The sequence below is a fragment of the Burkholderia humptydooensis genome, from assembly GCF_001513745.1.
Lineage (GTDB): Bacteria > Pseudomonadota > Gammaproteobacteria > Burkholderiales > Burkholderiaceae > Burkholderia > Burkholderia humptydooensis.
In genome coordinates this window covers 2,803,265-2,822,765 of sequence record NZ_CP013382.1, presented here as the reverse complement: position 1 = coordinate 2,822,765, position 19,501 = coordinate 2,803,265, and the positions used below count along the sequence as shown (strand labels likewise).

Here is a 19,501-nt window from a genome sequence, read left to right as displayed (position 1 = left end):
CGCGCGCCGGCGCGCGCGGGCCGCTTGCGTTGACGTGCATCAAATGGCGAAGGGGCGCGCATGCGACGCTGGGTGACGCGCTCGTGCGGGCGCTTCGTTCTGGATCGTCGTCCGGTATCGTTGCGCTTCGCCGCGCCTTGTCGCGTGCGCTGTTCCAGTGGCGCACGCTGCGCCCGCCCTGCTCACGAACGGAGGCCGATCGTGAACGCTGCCGAGATCTGTACCCGCGACGTCGTCGTGTGCCGCCGCACCGACACCGTGCTCGACGCCGCGCACCTGATGCGCGACCGCCATGTCGGCGACCTGATCGTCGTCGACGACGTGGGGGGCGCGCACGAGCCGGTCGGCATGCTGACCGACCGCGACATCGTGCTGTCGCTGATCGCGAAGGAAGTCGATCCCGCCGCGCTGTTCGTCGGCGAGATCATGTCCGCGCCGGCGGTCGTCGTGCACGAGCACGACAGCCTGTGGACGATCGCGCAGCGGATGCGGCTGACGGGCGCGCGCCGGATGCCGGTCGTGAACGCTGGCGGCGCGCTCGTCGGGATGGTGTCCGTCGACGACCTGCTGGCGAGCGCCGCGAGGCTGTTCGACGAGATCGCGTCGATTTCGCGGCGCCAGGTTCACTTCGAGGAGAAGGCGCGGGATTGACGGATGCGCACGCGGCGAAGGCAAGAGCGCGCTGCGCCGTGCGGCGGCGTCGCCGCTGCTTCGCAGTCGCTTTGATTGCGGTTCACGCTATCGGCGTGGCCGATTCGATTGCATGCGTGCACGCACCGTCATCGGCGCGGCGCACCCGCATGCGATGCCCGCCGTTGCGAGCGATTGCGATCGTTCGATCGTTCGAGCCGCGACCGTGCGCCCGCTCGAACCCGGAGCATCGCTAACGCCGCGCCCGCCGCGCGGTCGCCACGTCCTTGCGCATCTGCGCGAAGTGCGCGATCGCGTCCGTCACCGTCGGGAAAAAGTGGTCGGCGCCGATCTTGTCGAAGAGCCCGTACGTGCGCAGCCGGTCCTTCACCGGCCCCTTCATTTCCGCGAAAACCAGCGCGATCCGCCGCGCGGCGAGCTCGTCGCGCAGCGTCGCGAGCATGTCGGCGGCGGTGACGTCGACGTCGGTGATCGGCTCGGCGGCGATCACGACGCAGCGCACCGGCGCGCGGGCCTCGGCGATCGCGTCGCGGACGTGATCGCGAAAGATCGCCGCGTTCGCGTGGAACAGCGGCGCGTCCCAGCGGAACGCGACGAGGCCCGGCATTCGCCGCGCATCCGGATGGCGCGACACGTCGTGATAGCCGTGCATCCCCTCGACGTGGCCGAGCACCGCGTCGTACGGGTGCCACGCGCGCCAGACGAACGACAGCAGCGACAGCCCGACCGCGAGCAGGATGCCCGGCACGACGCCGAGCAGCACGACGCCCGCGAAGCACAGCACCGACACCGCGCATTCGCCGCGGCGCACGCGGTAGAGCCGGACGATCGCGCGCACGTCGACGAGCCCGTATGCCGCATAGACGACGACGGCCGCGAGCGCCGGGAGCGGCACGCGGGCGAGCAGCGTCGGCGCGACGAGCAGCAGCGCGATGCAGGCGGCCGCGACGACGCTTGTCAACTGCGTGCGCGCGCCGGCCGCGAGCGCGACGGGCGTGCGCGACGAGCTGCCGCTGACCGCGCAGCCGCGCAGCACGCCGGCGAGCAGGTTCGCCGCGCCGAGCGCGATCAGTTCCTGATTGCGATCGGCTTCGCTGCCGTCGTGCTGCGCGAACACGCGCGACAGCACGCTGATGTCGGCGACCGACACCATCGCGATCGCGAGTGCGCCGGCGACGAGCCGGCTCGCGTCGGCGAGCGAGATCGACGGCAGGCCGAGCGGCGGCAGGGTCCCGGCGAGCGAGCCGACGAGGGCGACGTGCGCGTAGGCGACGTGCGCGTAGGCGACGTGCGCGTTTGCGACATGCGCATTCGCGCCGGCCGCTTCCGGCGCCGCGCCGAGCCAAGCGGCGGCGGCCGACGCGGCGGCGACCGCGATCAGCATGCCGGGCCACGCGGGCGCGACGCGCCGCAGCAGCACGATGCCGACGAGGCAGCCGCCGCCGAGCGCGAGCGACACGAAGTCGATGCGGCCTTGCGCGACGGTCGCGGCGATGCTCGCGACCGCGTCGATGCACGTGCCGCTGGGCGGCGCGGCGCCGAGCAGGCCCGGGAGCTGGCTCGCGACCAGCGTCAGCGCGAGCCCGTTCAGATAGCCGTACTGAATCGGCTTGGACAGCAGATCGGTGACGAAGCCGAACTTCAGCAGGCCGGCGAGCACGCAGAAGCCGCCGGACATCAGCGCGAGCGCGGCGGAGAGCGCGACCGCGTGCGCGGGGTCGCCGTGCGCGAGCGGCGCGATCGCGCCGGCGATCAGCGCGGCGAGCGCCGAGTCGGGGCCGAGCACGAGAATCCGGCTCGGCCCGAAGATCGCGTAGCCGAGAAGCGCGGCGATCGACGCGTTCAGGCCGGCGATGACAGGCAGGCCCGCCGCCTGTGCGTAGCTCATGCCGACGGGCACCAGCACCGCGGTCAGCGCGACGCCCGCGTACAGATCCCGCGCGAGCCATGCGCGCCGGTACGCGCGCAGCGCCGCGACGCCCGGCAGCCAGCGCCGCCACGCTTCGCCGCCGCCGCTGCCTTCATCGCCACCGCGCCGCGCGGCGTCCCGCCCGCGCGCGGCGCGTTCCCGCTCGATCAAGACACGACGTCCATCATCGGGCGCCGCGGCGCGTGCGCGACGACCGGGCCGCGTCCGACTCGCAGCAGCAGTTGCGGGTGCGCGTCGACGTGCAGCAGCGGGCGCAGCCTTTCGCGCAGCGCGGCGATCTCGATCGGCTGATTCAGATACGACGCGGTGAGCCCGGCGGCCGTCGCGACGAGCAGCACGCGTTCGAGCGCCTGGCCGGCCGCGACCCAGGCGTCGTGATCGTCGCTCGCGGTCGAGATGCCGACGATGAGCGGCGAGCCGTCGACGAGTTTGTGATGCATCGCCGCCAGGCCGCCGCCGAGATCGAACGTGCGGATCGCCGACGCGACGACGGGCGTCGCGAAGTCGAGCAGCGCGGGCACGCCGGCGGCGAACGCGGGCATCCCGTCGTTCTGGCGGCGCGGATGCACCCAGTTCGCGAGCTCGCGGCGAAAGCGCGGATCGGCGAATTGCAGGCGGTCGGCGTCGGCGATCAGCTCGGCGATCTCGTTGCGCGCGTCGGGCGCGTCGACGCAGGCGATCTCCGCGCCCTCGGCCGCGCCGGCGGCGACGAGCGCGCGCTGGACTTCGCACGGCACCGCTTCGTTCGCGTAGGGCATGCGGGTCGTCACGCGCTCGACGATCGCATCGAACAGCGGCACGAGGCTCTCGTCGTGGTAGCCGTGCGGATCGAGCCGCACGAGCGCGATCACGTCGGGGTCCGACGTCGACGGGAACATGTCGATCGTGTACGCGAAACCGAAGCGGCTCAGCGCGACGCGCAGGTTGAGGAGCGCCGCGCCGCAACTGATGAGGAGCTCGCGATCGTACGGATCGACGACGGACAGCGCGCGCAGCCGGTCCGCGCACAGCATCACCGACGCGTCGCCGAGAATGAAGCGCCACGGCTGCGTGTTGTGGCTCGACGGCGCGAGTGTCGCGTAGTGGATCGCGAGGCGCAGCTTGTCCTCGACGCTCGCCGACGGATCGAATGGCGGGATGGCTTCGTGCGGCGTCGTCTGGAGCGGGGATGTTTCCATGTTGCGGGTCTCCTGTCGGGAGGCGCGTTCGCGTGCGGGCGGGGACGACGCGCCGGGATTCGGGGGCGATGCGGGCTGCGCAGCGTCGATTTCAGTCTATGGAGCGGCTGTCGCGCGGGGCTTGACCCAGATCAACGGCGAATGGGCGGGGGGCGAGCGGGTATTCGGTTCGGGGCGGAGCGCTCTTCGTCGTTGCAGTGCGGGCAGATGGGCACGCGATGCGCGGCGGCGGCGCGATGTGTTCGCGCGGGCGCGGCGCGCTGCGGCGTCAGCCCGTTGCGGGTGCGTCCGCACTCGCGGCGTCGAGCACGTCGAGCACCGCCCGCCAATATCCGGCCGACCGGATCGTCGCGAGCGGCACGTCGGTATCGAAGCCGATCGCGCGCGCGCGTTCGCCGGCGTCGAGCGGATCGGCGGTCGCGAGTTGCGCCGCAAGCACGGCCGCGCCCGCGTCCGAGCGATCGTTCTGCGCGGCGGCGCGCGCATCGACGCGTCGTTCGAGGCATGCGCGGCTCGCATGGAAATCGAGAATGAACACGGGTACGCCGGTTTCGCGCGCGAGCGCGACGAAACGCGCGCGGCGCGCATGCGAGAGAAACGTCGCATCGACGAGCGCCGTGTAGCCGGCGCGCAGCACGTCGCGCGCGAGCGCGCGCAGGCGCGCGTATTGCGCGTCGATCTGCTGCGGCGTGTACGCGGCCGCGGGAAGCGGCCGCGCGTCGACCGCCGCGAACGGCCGCGCGCGCTTGCGCTCGCTGTCGCTCGATAGCCGGATCGCGCCGGACACGTCGGCGAGCGCGCGGCTCGCGACCGATTTGCCCGAACCCGAATAGCCGTGGCACAGCAGCAGGCATGGGCGGCGCGCGCGGGCCGCGTGCGCGGCGACGTCGACGTATTGGCGCGCGAGCTCGGCGCGCGCCGCGCCGCCGCCGCCCGCGCGCATCGTCGCGACGAGCGCCCGCACGAGCGCGCGATACGCGACGTACAGCGGCAGCGCGGCGAGACCCGCGAAATCGCCCGTCTCGTCGAGCCAGCGGTTCAGCAGCCGGTGCGCGAGATCGGCGCGATCGTGCGCGCGCAGATCCATCAGCAGAAAAGACAGATCGTTGATCACGTCGATCCAGCGCAGCGCGTCGTCGAAATCGATGCAGTCGAACATCAGCGCGTGCCGGCCGCGCTTCACGACGTTGTTCAGATGCAGGTCGCCGTGGCACGCGCGGACGTAGCCGTCGGCTCGCCGTGCGTCGAGATGCACGGCGAGTTCGTCGCAGCGCCGCCCGCACCACGCGCGCAGCGCCGCCGGCAACGCCGCGCCGAGCGCGCGTTCGAGCGGCGCGAACACGTCGTCGATCTGCTTGCGCAGCTCGTGCGCGCTGCCGTACGCGCGCCGCGGGACGTCGCGCGGCGCGTGCAGATGGTACGCGGCGAGGCGCGTCGCGGCGGCGTCGATGTCCGCCGCGCCGAGCGCGCCGCGCGCGAGCAGCCGGGAGAACAGCATCCGCTCGTCGAAGCGGCGCATCCGGACGACGTGATCGACGGCGGCGCCCGCGCCGAACAGGCGCAGGCCGCGCGTGCGACGCACGACCGGGCCGGTCGCGAGATAGATTGGCGCGGCGAGCGGGCGGTTCAGCGTGAGCTCCGCTTCGCACGCGCGGCGGCGCGCGGCGAGGTCGCCGAAGTTCGCGAAGCCGAAGTCGAACGGCTTCAGGCGCTTGTATGCGAAGCGTCCGACGAGATAGACGACGGAGATGTGCGTTTCGATGCGCACGATGCGGCCGGCCGGATGCGGATACGTCGACGCCCGGCGCAGCGTCGCGTCGATTTCGCGCGACAGGCGGCGCGCCGCGCGTTCGCGCACGGCGCGCCGCCGCGGGCCGTTGCCGCGGATGGCGGTCGTGCGCGCGGCGCCGCGTGCGCGGCTCGGCAAGTCGGCGGATTTCGCGGGCTTCGGCTGGCGCGAACGGCGCATCTCGTCACCTCCGGGGATCGTGGTCGCGCGGGATGAGGCGCTGCCTGCCGCGCGGCTGCCGCAGTGTGGAGACCGCCGCGCCGCGATCGCGCCCGTCGTCATTCGACCCGATTGCGCCGGGCGTCGGCTTGACGTGGGTCAAGCGCCCGCGCGCGCCGAGCGCTGCGCCAGGTCGTCATCAGCGTGAACAGACTCTAAGCGCGGTCGCCGTCGCCCGATTGCGCGTCGCGCGCGAGATCCGTTCGCCGTATCGCGACGCTCTTCAGTTTCGCGCGCCACGCGGCGAACAGCAATGCGTTGACCTCCTCGAGCGAGTAATGGCTCGCCAAGGTCAGCGTATTCCCGATCCCCGCGTCGACGCATGGCTGCAGCGCCGCGCGCATCGCGAGGCGGTCGCCCGGCGCGATGTCCGCTTCGGTCGCGAAATACTCCGGCAGCGCGACGCGCTCGCCGCGCAGCGACCGGAACAGCCGGTGCGCGTGGTTCTCCGCGCGCATCCCCGGCGCGCCGGCCGCGCCTGCGCGCACCGTCCGGTGCTCGATCCACGCGCGCGCCGGCTCGATGCCGGGCGAGCAGTTGTCGCCGAACGCGAGGCTCACGCCGACGGCGGGCGCGAACGACGTCAGATGGCTGTTGCGCAGCCCGTCGCGCTCGATCGCGTGGCAGACCGCATGCGGCAGCGGCGGCCCCGCGCGCAGCGCGTCGAGATGCGCATGGCGGTCGCACAGCGGATACGCGCCGCGCTCGGCGGCGAGTTCGGCCGATGCCGAATACGCGAGATTGCGCAGGTCGGACGCGATGTAGCGCGCCATCTCGCGCGCGGCCGGCGAATCGTAGCGCAGCCGCATCATCGCGAGCATGTCCGCGAGCCCCGTCACGCCGACGCCGATCCGCCGCTTCTGGTACGACTCGCGCGCGTGCGCGGCGAGCGGCCAGCGTGCGATGTCGAGCGCGTTGTCGAGCAGGCGCACCTCGACGCGCACGGCCGCGTCGAACGCGGCGAAATCGAAGCGCGGCTCGCCGCCGGCGCCGAACGGATTGCGCACGAAGCGCGACAGGTCGACCGCGCCCAGCATCGCGCTGCCGTACGGCGGCAGCGGTTGCGCGCCGCACGGGCTCGTCGCGTCGATTCGCTCGCGGCCGCGCAGCGGATCGGCGGCGTCGATCGCGTCGACGAACACGAGGCCGGGCCCCGCGCCGTCGCGCGCGGCCGCTACGATCTCGCGCCACAAATTGCGCGCGGGCACGCTCGCATACGTCCATGCGCCGTCCGCGGCGGGCAGCGCGCCGCTCGCCGCGTCGCGCGGCGGCGCGGGGTGCCGCAGCGTCCACGGCAGATCCTGCTCGACCGCCTGCATGAACGCGTCGGTGACGGCCACCGCGAGCTCGAGCGTCGTCCGGTGCGCATGTCCGCGCTCGCGACCGCACTTCGCTGTGGCGAATGCGGACAGATCCGGATGGTCGCAGCGCAGCACCGCGAGCTGCGCGCGGTGGCGGCCGTCGCGCTCGCCCGCCTGCGCGCCGATGCGATCGAACCGGTCGAGCGCCGCGCGCACGCCGGGCGACGTCGGCTGGTCCGCGTCGGGCCGCGCGCCAGCGGGCGGGATGTCCGAGAAGTCGTAGCCGAGGTCGGCGCCCATCGCGAGCGCGAGGCGCGCTTCGTCGAGCGCCTCGTCTAGGTTCGGTTGAAAGCGCGTGAGCGCGGCGGGCGCGCGGATCGGATGCACGAAGCAGCTCGCCATCGTCTGGTCCGGCGCGGCGCCCGCGCGCGCCATGATGCGGCCCGCGCCGAGCGCGCCGTTCAGCAGGTTCCGGTAGAAGCGCCGCGCGGCGCTCGAGCGCGTCGCCGCCGGCTCCGCGAGCGCGAGCGCGCGAGCGACCCGCGCGCACGCCTGGGCGCGCGAGTTCTCGCCCGGCAGCGCGTAGCGGTCGGCGAATACGGCGTCGCAGATCGGTTGGTCGTCCATGATGCCGATCATGCGGACGAACGAATCGGCGTGGCGACCGACGCGCGTGCGTTTGTTGATCGTCCGCAAGCGGCGTGCGCGCGCGCCGCGCGCGGTGGTTCGCCGCGCGGCTCAATGCGTGATTCGGTGCTCGGGCTCGACGCTCTGCGCGCCGCGCGGCGGCTCGCTGGCCGCGCGCCGCGCCGCTTCCGCGCGCGCCCAGAACGCGTCGAGCGCCGGATGGATCGAGCGCCGCCAGTGTGGGCCGAGAAAGAGGTCGTAGTGATCGCAGTCCGGCTCGGTGATCCGCTCGCGCGCGGCGTCGGGCACCGCGTTGCACAGCTCATGCGCGGCGTGCGTCTGGCCGGTGCCGGCGATGTCGTCGCGGCCGCCTTCGATCGTGCAGAGCGCAGTGCGCGTGAGCTGCTCCGGCGCGACGCGGCGGCAGCCGATCGACCAGCGGCCTTGCGCGAGCAGCCGCTCGTGAAAGATCACGCGGATCGTGTCGAGGAAATAGCGCTCGGTCATGTCGAGCACCGCGCCATATTCGTTCATCTCGCGCAGGCAGCGCGCGGCGGACGCGAGATCGCCCGTCATCCACGCGGCCCAGTAGCGGCTTTCGAGCGACACGCGCCGCTGCGGATGCGCCACGACGATCGCCGCGTGCTGGATGAAGCCCGGATAGACGCGCCGCCCCGCGCCCGCATACGGCGGCGGCACGACGTCGATCGCCGCGCGGCGGAACCAGTCGAGGTCGTGTTCGAGCGCGAAGCGGTCGACGAGCGTCGGGTGCGAGCGCGTGTCGATCGGGCCGCCGAGCAGCGCGACGCTCGCGACGTGGACGCCGCGCGCCGCAAGCAGCGCGGCGGCCGCGAGCGCGGGCACCGTCGCCTGGCAGACCGCCATCAGGTGCAGCCTGTCTCCGTCCGCGCCGGCGATGAAGTGCTCGAGCGTGCACACGTAGTCGTCGAGGCCGAACGCGCCCGCGTCGGGCGGGACGTCGCGAGCGTTGCGCCAGTCGGTCACGTAGACGTCACGCGTCGCGAGCATCGTCTCGACGGTCTCGCGCAGCATCACCGCATGGTGGCCGGCGAGCGGCGTGCACAGAAAGACCGCGGAGCGCGCGGCCGCGCCGCCGTCGAGCCGGCGGGAGAACTTGCGCAGCGCGCAGAACGGCGTGTCGTCGACGATGCATTCGTCGACCGGGACGGCCGCGCCGTCGATCGCGACCGATGCGATCGCGAACGGCGGCGGCGCGGGGACCGCATCGGCCGCGCGCGCCATCGGGCCCCATGTCGGCCAGCCGGCCGGGCGCGCGCTCGCGCTCGCGCTCGCGTGCTGCGCGGCGCCCGCCCACGGCTGGCATGCGCGGAAGAATTCACGTTGCGCTTCGAGCCACGCGTACAGCATCGGACCTCCTTGCTGGCGGTACGGGGACACACTGCCGCGGCCGTCGCGGCGCGCGCGGGCGCGGAGCGGCAAGCGGCTGGGGCGCTTCCGGCACCGAAGCGGCCGCCTTCGCAAAGCGTGCCGGAGACGGCGGGCGCGCGCGCATTCGCCTGCCGCGGCGCTGCGCGTCCGACGCGCATCGGATTGGGACAGCATAGGCCGGCGAACGCCGCATCGCCAGATTAAAAGCCGGGTGCGGCGGGTCATTGACGATAGTCAAGCAGATCGCGGCCGGGCGCCCCGGCAGCCGAGCGTTCCGGCGGCGGGGCGCGATGTGGCGGCGGGGCGCGATGACGGCGGCGGTCGCCGGCGCGCGATCGTTCGACGCAGGGCGTTGCAGCGGCGCGATCGCGGTGGCATCGTGGCGTGAACGCGCTTCGCACGGAGGGCGGCGCGCGGAAACGGAAGCAGAAGCAGAAGCAGAAACGGAAACGGATCGCCGCCGGTCGCCCGGACACGCGCCCGCACGCGGAGCGCCGCGCGGCGAAGCGGAAATCGCAGCTTCAAGGCAAACCCGGCAGGCAACACGGCACGCATCGCCCCGCCGTCGCCGCGCACCGCGCGACGGCCCGATGCGGCAACGCGAAACGCGGAGGACCCGATGGCAGCGTTCGACGAACATCAACTCCAGGTTCTGGGCGCCCTGCTGCGCGCGTGCAGGCAGGCGCTCCAGGCGGACGTGCGCGCAGGCGAGCGGCAGCGCGCCAACGAGCCGTATGCGAACCTCGCGGGCCCCGCGCCCGACGAAGGCGACGAGGCGAACGCGGATCTGTTCGTCGACGTCGGCCATGCGCTGATCGGCATGAAGCTCGCCGAGCTGCGCGACGTCGATGCGGCGCTGCAACGGATCGCGCGGCGCGACTACGGCTTCTGCGCGGATTGCGGGCAGCCGATCGCCTACGAGCGCCTGCTCGCGCGCCCGACCGCGTTGCGCTGCGCATCGTGCCAGCGCGCGCACGAGCGGCGGTTCGCGACGCAGCCGAGGCCGTCGCTGTGAGCGGCGCCGGTCGTTCGTACACCACGCGCGCTACGCGCGCCGAGCCCGCCGCGTTCGCCGCGTTCGCCGCGCGCGGCGTGGCGACGGGAGGCGCCGATGCGTGAATTCGACTATCTGCTCATCGGCGGCGGCATCGCGAGCGTCAGCGCCGCGCGGACGCTGCGCGGCGAGGACGCGTCGGCGAGCATCGCGATCCTCTGCGGCGAGCCCGTGCTGCCGTATCAGCGCCCGCCGCTCAGCCAGGAATTCCTGATGGGCGCCGCGCAGCCCGCGAGCATCACGCTGCATGACGCGGCGTTCTACGCATCGCAGCGCATCGACATCGTGCTCGACGCGCGCGCCGAGCACCTCGATCGCGCGAAGCGGATCGTGCGCGCGTCGAACGGCGTCGCATACCGTTACCACAAGCTGCTGATCGCGACGGGCGCGAGCGCGAAGGTGCCCGAGCTGCCCGGCATCGGGCTCGACGGCGTGCACGTGCTGCACACGGTCGCGCAGGCGCAGGCGCTGAAGGACGCGAGCGCGCACGCGCGCCGCGCGACGGTGCTGGGCGGCGGTTTTCTCGGCGTCGAGATCGCCGCGACGCTGCAGGCGCTCGGCCTGCAGGTGACGCTCGTCGAGCATGCGCCCGATGTGATGCCGACACTGCGCGCGCCGGCGCTCGCGAGCCATTTCGACGCGCTCTGCAAGGCCCGCGGCATCGAGGTGCTGACGAGCCGCGAGGTGCGCCGCGTGCTCGGCGACGCGCGCGTCGAGGCGGTCGAGACGAGCGACGGCGGCACGCGGCCGTGCGATCTGTTCGTCGCGGCGGTCGGCGTCACGCCGAACTGCGGCTGGCTTGACGGCAGCGGCCTCGTGCTCGGTGATGGGGTCGAAGTCGACGCGTTCCTGCAGACGGCCGATCCGGACGTGTTCGCGGCGGGCGACGTCGCGCACTTCGGCGATCCGATTTTCGGCGTGCGGCGGCGGATCGAGCACTGGGACAACGCGGTGCGGCAGGGCAGGATCGCCGCGCGCAACATGCTCGGGCGCCGGCTGCCGTATCGCGACGTGTCGATTTTCTACGGCAGCGTGTTCGGGCTGTCGTACAACCTGCTCGGCTATCCGGCCGGCGCAACCGAGACGATCGAGCGCGGCTCGTTCGAGGATTCCTCGTACACGCTGCTCTATCTCGCCGACGACGTGCTGCGCGCCGCGTTCACGATCGACCGGCCGGCCGGCGAGATCGCCGCGCTGAACGATGCGATCCGGCTGCACGTGAACGTCGCCGCGCAGAAGTCGAAACTGAGCGATCCGAACTTTGCGCTCGACAGGCTGCCCGTGCAGACGATCCTGATCCTGCAGGGCGGCGGCGCGCTCGGCGCGTTCGAGTGCGGTGCGATCAAGGCGCTCGAGCAGCACGGCGTGCGGCCCGACGTGATCTCCGCGGTGTCGATCGGCGCGTTCAACGGCGCGATCGTCGCGAGCCACCCGACGGGCGCGTCGAAGGCGCTCGAAGCGTTCTGGCGCGACATGTCGATCGCGCTGCCGCTGCCGCACGGCTCGCAGTGGCATCAGGCGTGGCTGTCGACGTATGTGCTGTCGTTCGGCGTGCCGAATTTCCTGAAGCCGCAATGGTCGCGGCTCGGCTTCGACGCCGATCGGCTTCGCGCGAAATGGACGAGCTTCTTCGACGCGTCGTCGATCGAGAAGCTGATCGAGCGCTACGTCGATTTCGATTCGCTCGGCATGAGCCCGACGCGCCTCTTGATCGCCGCAGTCGACGTGGAGACGGGCGAGCCGCGCATCTTCGACAGCTACGTCGATCGCCTGAGCCCCACGCATCTGCTCGCGAGCGGCAGCCTGCCGCCGGGAATGCCGTGGACCGTCGTCGACGGCCGGCCATACTGGGACGGCGGCGTCGTCAGCAACTCGCCGCTCGATCTCGTGATCGCGCGGTGCGGGCAGATCGGCGGACGCGTGTTCATCGTCGATCTGTTCTCGGGCACGAAGACGCTGCCGACGAACCTCGTCGAAGTGATGCTGCGCCGCGAGGAAATCGCGTACATGGACCGCGTTCGCAACGATCTGCGCTTCGAGGAATACGCGAGCGATTTTCGCGATCTCGTCGACGGCATCCTCGCGCACGTCGACGCGCCGGCCGCGAACGAGATCCGTCAGCAGCCGCTCTACATCCGGCTGATGGGCAATCGCGCGGCGATCGACATCGAGCGGATCACGCTGAACCGGGACGGGCGGCTGTCGTTCATCGAGGATTACGATTTTTCGTCGGACGCGATCGCGCAATTGCAGAAGCAGGGCTACGACGCGGCGCTCGCCGCGCTCGCGAACGGCCGCGCGCAGCGCCGGCGCGCGCATCGCGGCGCGTGACGTTTGACGTTTGACGTGTGACGTGTGACGTGTGACGTGTGACGCGCGCGAGGCGCTCGCGTCGCCCCGCACGTGCCCTCGCTCACGCCGCGGCGCGTTCCTCCCCGGCGCTGTCCCACTGCTGCTCGCCCGCCGCGGGCACGTGGCTCATCGCATGCTCGGCGAGCGCGGTGATCGTGAGACTCGGGTTGACCCCGAGATTCGCGCCGAGCACCGAGCCGTCGCAGACGTACATGTTCCGGTAGCCGAACACGCGGCTGCGGCCGTCGCACACGCCGTCGCGCGCCATCTCCGCGCCGCCGAGCGCGCGCGCCGCCTTCCGCGCGAAGTCGTTCGCGGCCGGAATGTACGCGGGGATCTTCGCGCCGGACGTCGCGAGCTGCTTCGAGAACGGCCAGACGTGGCGGCAGCCGACCATGCAGCCGCCGCAGCCGACGCACGACGTGCGCTCGGGGCCCGCGCCGCCGAAGTACGGATCGGCATGGCGCGTGCCGGGCGCGTCGGCGTCGTCGCCGAAGAGCACGCCGACCTCGGTCGGATAAAAGCTCTTCTCGGCGCCGATACGCTGCCGCCAAAGCCGGAGCCGATCACGACATAGTCGTAATCGCAGGACTGCTGCTTCATTCGGTTCACCTTTTTGATGGTTCGAACCGGCCGGCGTGCGCGACGGTGCGCGAGCGGGTTCGTCTCCCTGTTTTCCTGCTGTCGCGCGATGCGGCGCACGACGCGCGCACACCGATCCGATCCGCGTATTCCCGCGCGAACCCCACGGTGTCGAGCGCCTTGCGCCGAGCATCGATTCGAAACGCGGTGCGCGCGATAGCGCGTTGATTTCCCGCTCGTTTGCGCGGCGATTCAAACAGCGGCCGGCGGAGCTCTCAGCGCCTGCGCGATGCACGGCCGCGATGCTTGCGCGGTTTCTGATTCATCGCGAACGCGCGTCACGCCGGCGCGTGCTCGGCGCACTCGACGATCGCGCGATGCGTGACGACTATCTGCTCGCGCAGCCAGCGCAGGCCGGGCTGAGCGTCCTGCTGCCGATGCCAGATGAGGCTCACCTGGATCGGCGCGATGTCGATTGGCAGCGGCGCGATCTGCAACGCATGGACATCGGCGAACCGTTCGGCGAGCCGGCGCGGGATCGTGCCGAGCAGGTCCGATTTCGCGACGAGCGCGGGAATCGTCAGATAGTGCGGCACCTGCAGATGCACGACGCGCCGCACGCGCGCGGAGCCGAGCACGATCTCGAGCGGCGAGCCGCGCCTGTCGCGCGGCTGGATCGACACGTGCCCGCTTTCCTCGTAACCGCGCAGCGCGAGCCCGCCGGCGAACGCCGGATGGCCGGCGCGCCCGATCACGACGAGATGCTCCTCGTGCAGCGGCTCGTAGCAGAGCTCGGGATTGTCGAAATGCAGATAGTCGATCGCGAGATCGAGCGTGCCCGTCGTCAGTTGCGCGGGAATCGAGCCGGCGTCGTCGCTCTGCACCGAGAGCATCACGTTCGGCGCGCGCGACTTGATGTGCGCGAGCAGATCGGGCAGCAGCACCGTTTGCCCGTAATCGTTCATCGACAGCTTGAACAGATGATGCGTGTCGGGCTCGAAATCGGCTTGCGGGCCAAGCCCGATCTGCAGCAGATACAGCGCCTGACGCACCGGCTCGTACAGCGCGCGCGCCTGTGCGGTGGGCGTCATGCCGCGCGCGGTGCGCGTGAAGAGCGACTCGCCGAGCTGCTGGCGCAGCCGCGTCAGCGCATTGCTGACGGCCGGCTGGCTCATGTGCAGGCGCACCGCGGCGCGCGACAGGTTCTGCTCCTGCATCAGCGCGTCGAACACGAGCAGCAGGTTCAGGTCGAGCTGTCGCAGATTCTGGATCATTCGGTGGCGCTCCGGAAGGGTTGCATGCCGCGCGCGGGGCGCGTCGACCATCTGCGCCGGGACGTCGTGCGCAACGAGCCCGCGGCGCGCCGTGGCAGGCGCGCGCCGCGAACGCGGCCGGCAGCCTGAGCATCCTGCCGACCTACGAGTGTCGCTGCGGCGCGCATGGAACGCGTTTCGTCCGCACGCTGCACTACCATTCGCCGAGCCCGCTGCTGCGGCTCGCGAACGCGCTCGTGATGCGCAGGCGCGTCGAACGCGAGTCCGCGCATTCGCTGACGCTGCTGAAGCGGCGGCTCGAAGCCGCGCCCCGCGAAGCATGCGTATCGAACGCATGCTTCGCGCTTCACGGCGCGCCTGTCGCCGCTTTCCGCGCGCTCACGCCCAGAGCCGCCGCGTCGCCACTTTCCCGAGCCCGCGGCGAATGCTGCCCTCGAGCACGTGCCGGACGAGCGGCGCGACGAACGGCACCTTGCCCTCGAACGTGATCACGTAATGAAAATACGTGCGGCGCTCGTCGATCGGAACGAAGCGCATCACGCCGAGATGGTCGCGCAGCGGGCTGCCGCGCGTGATCCGGTATTCGATCCGTTCGTTTTCCTGATAAGCGGTCACCGTCTCGACGAACGGCGGCGCACCCGGCACGCGCATCTCGCGCGCCGAGCCGACGCCGTTGCGCGCGGGCTCGCCGTCGCTGATCCGGCGGATTTTCGCGGGCGAGAAGATCGACTTGAGATTCTCGTGCTCGCTGAAGAAGCGGAAGACCTGCTGAACCGGGGCGTCGAACTCTTCGGCGATTTCTATGCGTTGCTGTTTCATATGAAGCTCGCGTTTCGAGGGTGGAGGGCGGCCGGTGCGCAATCGAGCAGGGCATCGCCCGGCTGCGCGCCGGCCGATGCTGCGGTGCGCCACGGCAGCCGGCCTCGTCGCACACGCAATGACAATGACAGCGATCAATGTAATCGTCAATCGGGACGATCGCCGTGCATCGCCGCGCGGATGCGGGGCCGAGTTGCGGACGAGCGTCGCGCGACGCGCGACGGAGACGACGGGAAGCGACGGCAAGCAACAATGAAGCGAACCGTCAGCGCCGCGGCACCTCGCAATCGACGTACTCGATGTAGCCGCGGCCGCTGTATGCGCGGCCTTTGGCGAAGCCGTCGAAGCGATAGCTCGCGACATACCCGCGCCCATGGCCGAAGCGCCAGGGGCTGTCGATCGTGCCGCGCAGTTCGAGCCACGGCCGGCCCGCGCCGTCGCGCGCGGTCCACGACAGCCGTTGTGGCAGCCGCATGCGCCGGCCGTCCGGCGCGTTCGCGAGCTCCGGCCCGTATTCGTCGACGACGAACGCGACGCCGCGCTCGTGGATCTCGGCCGCGCCGTCGAGCGCGCGCAGATGGATGCCCTTGAACGCCTTTTCGCCGAGCACGCGGACTTCGGTCAGCAGCAACTGGACGCCTTCGCCGAGGTTCACGATCTGGTACGTGAAGAAATCGAGCGGCAGCTTCCAGCGCTCGCCGAGCGGCTTCGCGAACCACGCTTGCGGCGTCGTCATCCGTGCGTATTCGAACGTGCACAGCGTGTCGACCGGCATCGTGCGGCCGCCGTGGCGGATCGTGCCCGAGCACGTCGCGAGCAGGCTCAGGTGGTCGTATGCGACGTTGCGGACGAACCACGAGACGATGTCGGTGCAGTCGATCGCGACGTCGAGGCCGAAGTGCGCGTAGTCGGCCTTCACCGTGTAGCGCGGGTACGCGCCCGCGATCGTCAGGTCGCCGCCGAACGCGACGACCATGTCCGCGCGCCGTACCGCGCATTCGCGCGCGATCGAATACGCGCGATAGTGATGCGCGCCGTCGGCGGCCGTCGACGACAGCACCGTCGCGACGTCGCGCGGATCGCCGTCGGTCAGGTAGTCATTGTCGAACGCGACGCTGCCCGTCGCGCCGAGCAGCGTCATCACGTTGCAGTACCGGTGCGGTTCCGGCAACTCGGGAAAGAAGATGCCGTAATGCGTGAGCCCGTAGCGCTTGTCGCGCACGTGCGGCACGAGCATGTCCGGCGTGACGAACGGACGCGTCGACGCATCGGCCGCGCGGTCGATTCTCGGCAGCAGCGCGGTGACGACGATGCGCGCGAGCGCCGACATCAGCGGGTTCGTGCGCGTCGCGCAGGCGGGCGGCGCGTTGTCCGGGGCAAGGATCGAGTTCATGAGCGAAAGCAGTCGGTGGCGCGCCGCAGGCGACGAAGTCGTGACGATTCGGAATCCAGATGATGTCGCGCGCGGGCGGTCTCCATGTCGTGAATGAAGCGGACTTCGCGCGAACGGTCGAGACGGAATGCGCGCCGCCCAGCCAATAATTACATCAATCGATGTAACGTTCTGGAGAGTCTAGGACGAAACGCGAAACCGCGGAAATTGATTGTGGTGATAAGCGATATTCGAATCGCGATGCGCCGCCGTTTTCCCCGCGTCGGCGGGCGGACGCAAGCGCATAACTCGTGACGAGAGTGGGGGCATCGCGCACGGCGCGCGCCGCTCGTGCGACGCGCGAATGCCGGGCGGGTTCGCGCGCGCGCTCGCGCCGCGGCGCTTGCGCATCGCACAAAAACGAACTCGACGAACACGCGTGCCGCATGCACGGCAACATGCCGCGCGATATCGCGCCCGCAGCATCCGCCACGCGCGACCGACGCCACGCGAACGAGCGTGCCAAACGACCTCATAGCATTCCGGCGTCCGTTTGAAAATCGGGGCGACTCCGGGGCCGAAGAAGCTTTCACCATGCGCGATAACTTTGTTACGCTCTGCGGCGAAGCGTGCGACAAAATCAAACGTGGAGACAATTGAATGAGCCAGTACGGGCCATTGCGATTGCATGTGCCGGAGCCTACCGGGCGTCCGGGATGCAAGACCGATTTTACTTACCTGCGCCTGTCGCCAGCCGGCAAGGTGCGCAAACCCCCTATCGACGTCGCGCCCGCCGACACGAGCGACCTGGCCTATGGCCTCGTGCGCGTGCTCGACGAGCACGGACGAGCCGTCGGGCCCTGGGCGCCCGACATCGATCCCGACATCTTGCGCAAAGGCATCCGCGCGATGCTGAAGACGCGCATCTTCGACGCGCGCATGCAGATCGCGCAGCGCCAGAAGAAGATCTCGTTCTACATGCAGTGCCTCGGCGAGGAAGCGATCGCAGTCGCGCACACGCTCGCGCTCGAGCGCGGCGACATGTGCTTTCCGACGTATCGGCAGCAAGGGATCCTGATGGTGCGCGACTATTCGCTCGTCGACATGATGTGCCAGTTGATGTCGAACGCGCGCGATCCGCTGAAGGGCCGCCAGTTGCCGGTGATGTACTCGTCGCGCGACGCGGGCTTCTTCTCGATCTCGGGCAATCTCGCGACGCAGTTCATCCAGGCGGTCGGCTGGGCGATGGCCTCGGCGATCAAGGGCGACACGCGCATCGCTTCCGCGTGGATCGGCGACGGCGCGACGGCCGAAGCCGATTTCCATACCGCGCTCACGTTCGCACACGTGTACCGCGCGCCCGTGATCCTGAACGTCGTCAACAACCAGTGGGCGATCTCGACGTTCCAGGCGATCGCGGGCGGCGAGGGCGCGACGTTCGCCGGGCGCGGCGTCGGCTGCGGGATCGCATCGCTGCGCGTCGACGGCAACGACTTCCTCGCGGTCTACGCCGCGTCCCGCTGGGCGGCCGAACGCGCGCGCCGCAACCTCGGGCCGACGCTGATCGAATGGGTCACGTATCGCGCGGGCCCGCACTCGACGTCCGACGATCCGACCAAGTACCGCCCCGGCGACGACTGGACGCACTTCCCGCTCGGCGATCCGCTCGAGCGCCTGAAGCGCCACATGGTCGGCCTCGGCGTGTGGTCCGAGCAGGAGCACGAGGACACGAAGGCCGCGTTCGAGGCCGAGGTGCTCGCCGCGCAGAAGGAAGCGGAGCGCTACGGCACGCTGGCCGACGAGCACGTGCCGAACGTCGCGAGCATTTTCGAGGACGTCTACAAGGAGATGCCCGCGCACTTGCGCCGGCAGCGCCAACAGCTCGGGGTTTGACAGCGATGACGACAGCAGGCAAAGACGGTCCGGCGGCTTCGCCGATGACCATGATCCAGGCTTTGCGCTCGGCGATGGACGTGATGCTCGAGCGCGACGGCAACGTGGTGGTGTTCGGGCAGGACGTCGGCTATTTCGGCGGCGTGTTCCGCTGCACCGAAGGACTGCAGAACAAGTACGGCAAGTCGCGCGTGTTCGATGCGCCGATCAACGAAGGCGGCATCGTCGGCGCGGCGGTCGGGATGGGCGCGTACGGGCTGCGCCCCGTCTGCGAGATCCAGTTCGCCGACTACTTCTATCCGGCGTCCGACCAGATCGTGTCGGAGGCGGCGCGGCTGCGCTACCGGTCGGCGGCCGAGTTCATCGCGCCGCTGACGATCCGCATGCCGTGCGGCGGCGGCATCTACGGCGGCCAGACGCACAGCCAGAGCCCCGAGGCGATGTTCACGCAGGTGTGCGGGCTGCGCACCGTGATGCCGTCGAATCCATACGACGCGAAGGGGCTGCTGATCTCGGCGATCGAGAACGACGATCCGGTGATCTTCCTCGAGCCGAAGCGGCTCTACAACGGCCCGTTCGACGGCCACCACGATCGGCCGGTGACGCCGTGGAGCAAGCATCCGGCGAGCCTCGTGCCCGACGGCTACTACACGGTGCCGCTCGATTCGGCGGCGATCGTGCGCGCCGGCGGCGACGTGACGGTGCTCACCTACGGGACGACCGTTCACGTGTCGCTCGTGGCCGCCGCGGAAACCGGCATCGACGCCGAGGTGATCGACCTGCGCAGCCTGTGGCCGCTCGATCTCGACACGATCGTCGAATCGGTGCGCAAGACGGGGCGCTGCGTCGTCGTGCACGAGGCGACGCGCACCTGCGGCTTCGGCGCGGAACTCATCTCGCTCGTGCAGGAGCACTGCTTCCATTGGCTCGAAGCGCCCGTCGAGCGCGTGACCGGCTGGGACACGCCGTATCCGCATGCGCAGGAATGGGCGTATTTCCCGGGCCCGAACCGGGTCGGCGACGCGCTGCGGCGCGCGATGGAGAATTGAC

13 protein-coding genes and 2 pseudogenes are annotated in these 19,501 nt (G+C 70.9%); 6 read left to right on the top strand and 9 right to left on the bottom strand.

All coding sequences use genetic code 11. From position 1 onward, the window contains the following. Positions 1–201 precede the first annotated feature (201 nt). Positions 202–651: a CBS domain-containing protein gene (locus tag AQ610_RS31370; protein ID WP_006028287.1), complete on the top strand. Its 450-nt coding sequence runs from the start codon at positions 202–204 to the stop codon at positions 649–651. 232 nt (positions 652–883) lie between these two features. Here the strand turns inward: AQ610_RS31370 and AQ610_RS31365 are convergent, their stop codons facing one another. The 5 genes from AQ610_RS31365 to phaZ form a co-directional block, all read right to left on the bottom strand. Then, entirely contained in the window at positions 884–2,731 is a 1,848-nt protein-coding gene (locus AQ610_RS31365; protein ID WP_006028286.1) for a SulP family inorganic anion transporter, read from the bottom strand. Then, on the bottom strand, positions 2,728–3,759 hold the full coding sequence (locus AQ610_RS31360; protein WP_006028285.1) for an Acg family FMN-binding oxidoreductase: 1,032 nt from the start codon (positions 3,757–3,759) through the stop codon (positions 2,728–2,730). Before AQ610_RS31360 ends, AQ610_RS31365 begins: the two co-directional genes overlap by 4 nt. A gap of 268 nt (positions 3,760–4,027) precedes the next feature. Next, on the bottom strand, positions 4,028–5,830 hold the full coding sequence (locus AQ610_RS31355) for a bifunctional aminoglycoside phosphotransferase/ATP-binding protein (protein WP_043282945.1): 1,803 nt from the start codon (positions 5,828–5,830) through the stop codon (positions 4,028–4,030). Positions 5,831–5,922: 92 nt separating this feature from the next. Next, entirely contained in the window at positions 5,923–7,764 is a 1,842-nt protein-coding gene (locus AQ610_RS31350; RefSeq protein ID WP_006028283.1) for a ribonucleotide reductase barrel domain-containing protein, read from the bottom strand. 42 nt (positions 7,765–7,806) lie between these two features. Next, entirely contained in the window at positions 7,807–9,084 is a 1,278-nt protein-coding gene (phaZ, locus tag AQ610_RS31345; RefSeq protein ID WP_006028282.1) for a polyhydroxyalkanoate depolymerase, read from the bottom strand. Positions 9,085–9,724: 640 nt separating this feature from the next. Here phaZ and AQ610_RS31340 point away from each other — a divergent pair. Then, the gene (locus tag AQ610_RS31340; RefSeq protein ID WP_006028281.1) at positions 9,725–10,120 is read left to right on the top strand and encodes a TraR/DksA family transcriptional regulator; all 396 of its coding nucleotides are present in this window, start codon (positions 9,725–9,727) and stop codon (positions 10,118–10,120) included. A 96-nt stretch (positions 10,121–10,216) separates the two neighbouring features. Further along, positions 10,217–12,490 (top strand): FAD-dependent oxidoreductase, encoded by a 2,274-nt coding sequence (locus tag AQ610_RS31335; protein ID WP_006028280.1) that lies wholly within the window; start codon positions 10,217–10,219, stop codon positions 12,488–12,490. Positions 12,491–12,572: 82 nt separating this feature from the next. On the opposite strand, the pseudogene AQ610_RS38290 reads toward AQ610_RS31335, so the two are convergent. Both AQ610_RS38290 and bsrA read right to left on the bottom strand, forming a co-directional pair. Continuing rightward, positions 12,573–13,286, bottom strand: a pseudogene (locus AQ610_RS38290) (GMC oxidoreductase). Between the two features lie 145 nt (positions 13,287–13,431). Next, positions 13,432–14,367, bottom strand: coding sequence for a LysR family transcriptional regulator BsrA (bsrA, locus tag AQ610_RS31325; protein ID WP_006028278.1), 936 nt, complete (start codon positions 14,365–14,367; stop codon positions 13,432–13,434). Between the two features lie 33 nt (positions 14,368–14,400). On the opposite strand from bsrA, the pseudogene AQ610_RS35620 reads away from it, so the two are divergent. After that, positions 14,401–14,675 (top strand): annotated as a pseudogene (locus AQ610_RS35620) (SRPBCC family protein); the annotation flags it as partial. Between the two features lie 70 nt (positions 14,676–14,745). On the opposite strand, the gene AQ610_RS31320 reads toward AQ610_RS35620, so the two are convergent. Together AQ610_RS31320 and AQ610_RS31315 are read right to left on the bottom strand one after the other, a co-directional pair. Further along, positions 14,746–15,186 (bottom strand): SRPBCC family protein, encoded by a 441-nt coding sequence (locus AQ610_RS31320; RefSeq protein ID WP_006028277.1) that lies wholly within the window; start codon positions 15,184–15,186, stop codon positions 14,746–14,748. 265 nt (positions 15,187–15,451) lie between these two features. Continuing rightward, positions 15,452–16,579: a DUF6670 family protein gene (locus AQ610_RS31315; protein ID WP_006028276.1), complete on the bottom strand. Its 1,128-nt coding sequence runs from the start codon at positions 16,577–16,579 to the stop codon at positions 15,452–15,454. 639 nt (positions 16,580–17,218) lie between these two features. Between AQ610_RS31315 and AQ610_RS31305 the strand changes: the two genes are divergently transcribed. Further along, positions 17,219–18,451 carry a 3-methyl-2-oxobutanoate dehydrogenase (2-methylpropanoyl-transferring) subunit alpha gene (locus tag AQ610_RS31305; protein ID WP_009916083.1) on the top strand — a complete coding sequence of 411 codons (1,233 nt, stop codon included), beginning with the start codon at positions 17,219–17,221 and terminating at the stop codon, positions 18,449–18,451. Positions 18,452–18,456: 5 nt separating this feature from the next. Then, positions 18,457–19,500: an alpha-ketoacid dehydrogenase subunit beta gene (locus AQ610_RS31300; protein ID WP_009916082.1), complete on the top strand. Its 1,044-nt coding sequence runs from the start codon at positions 18,457–18,459 to the stop codon at positions 19,498–19,500. Position 19,501: the final 1 nt, after the last annotated feature.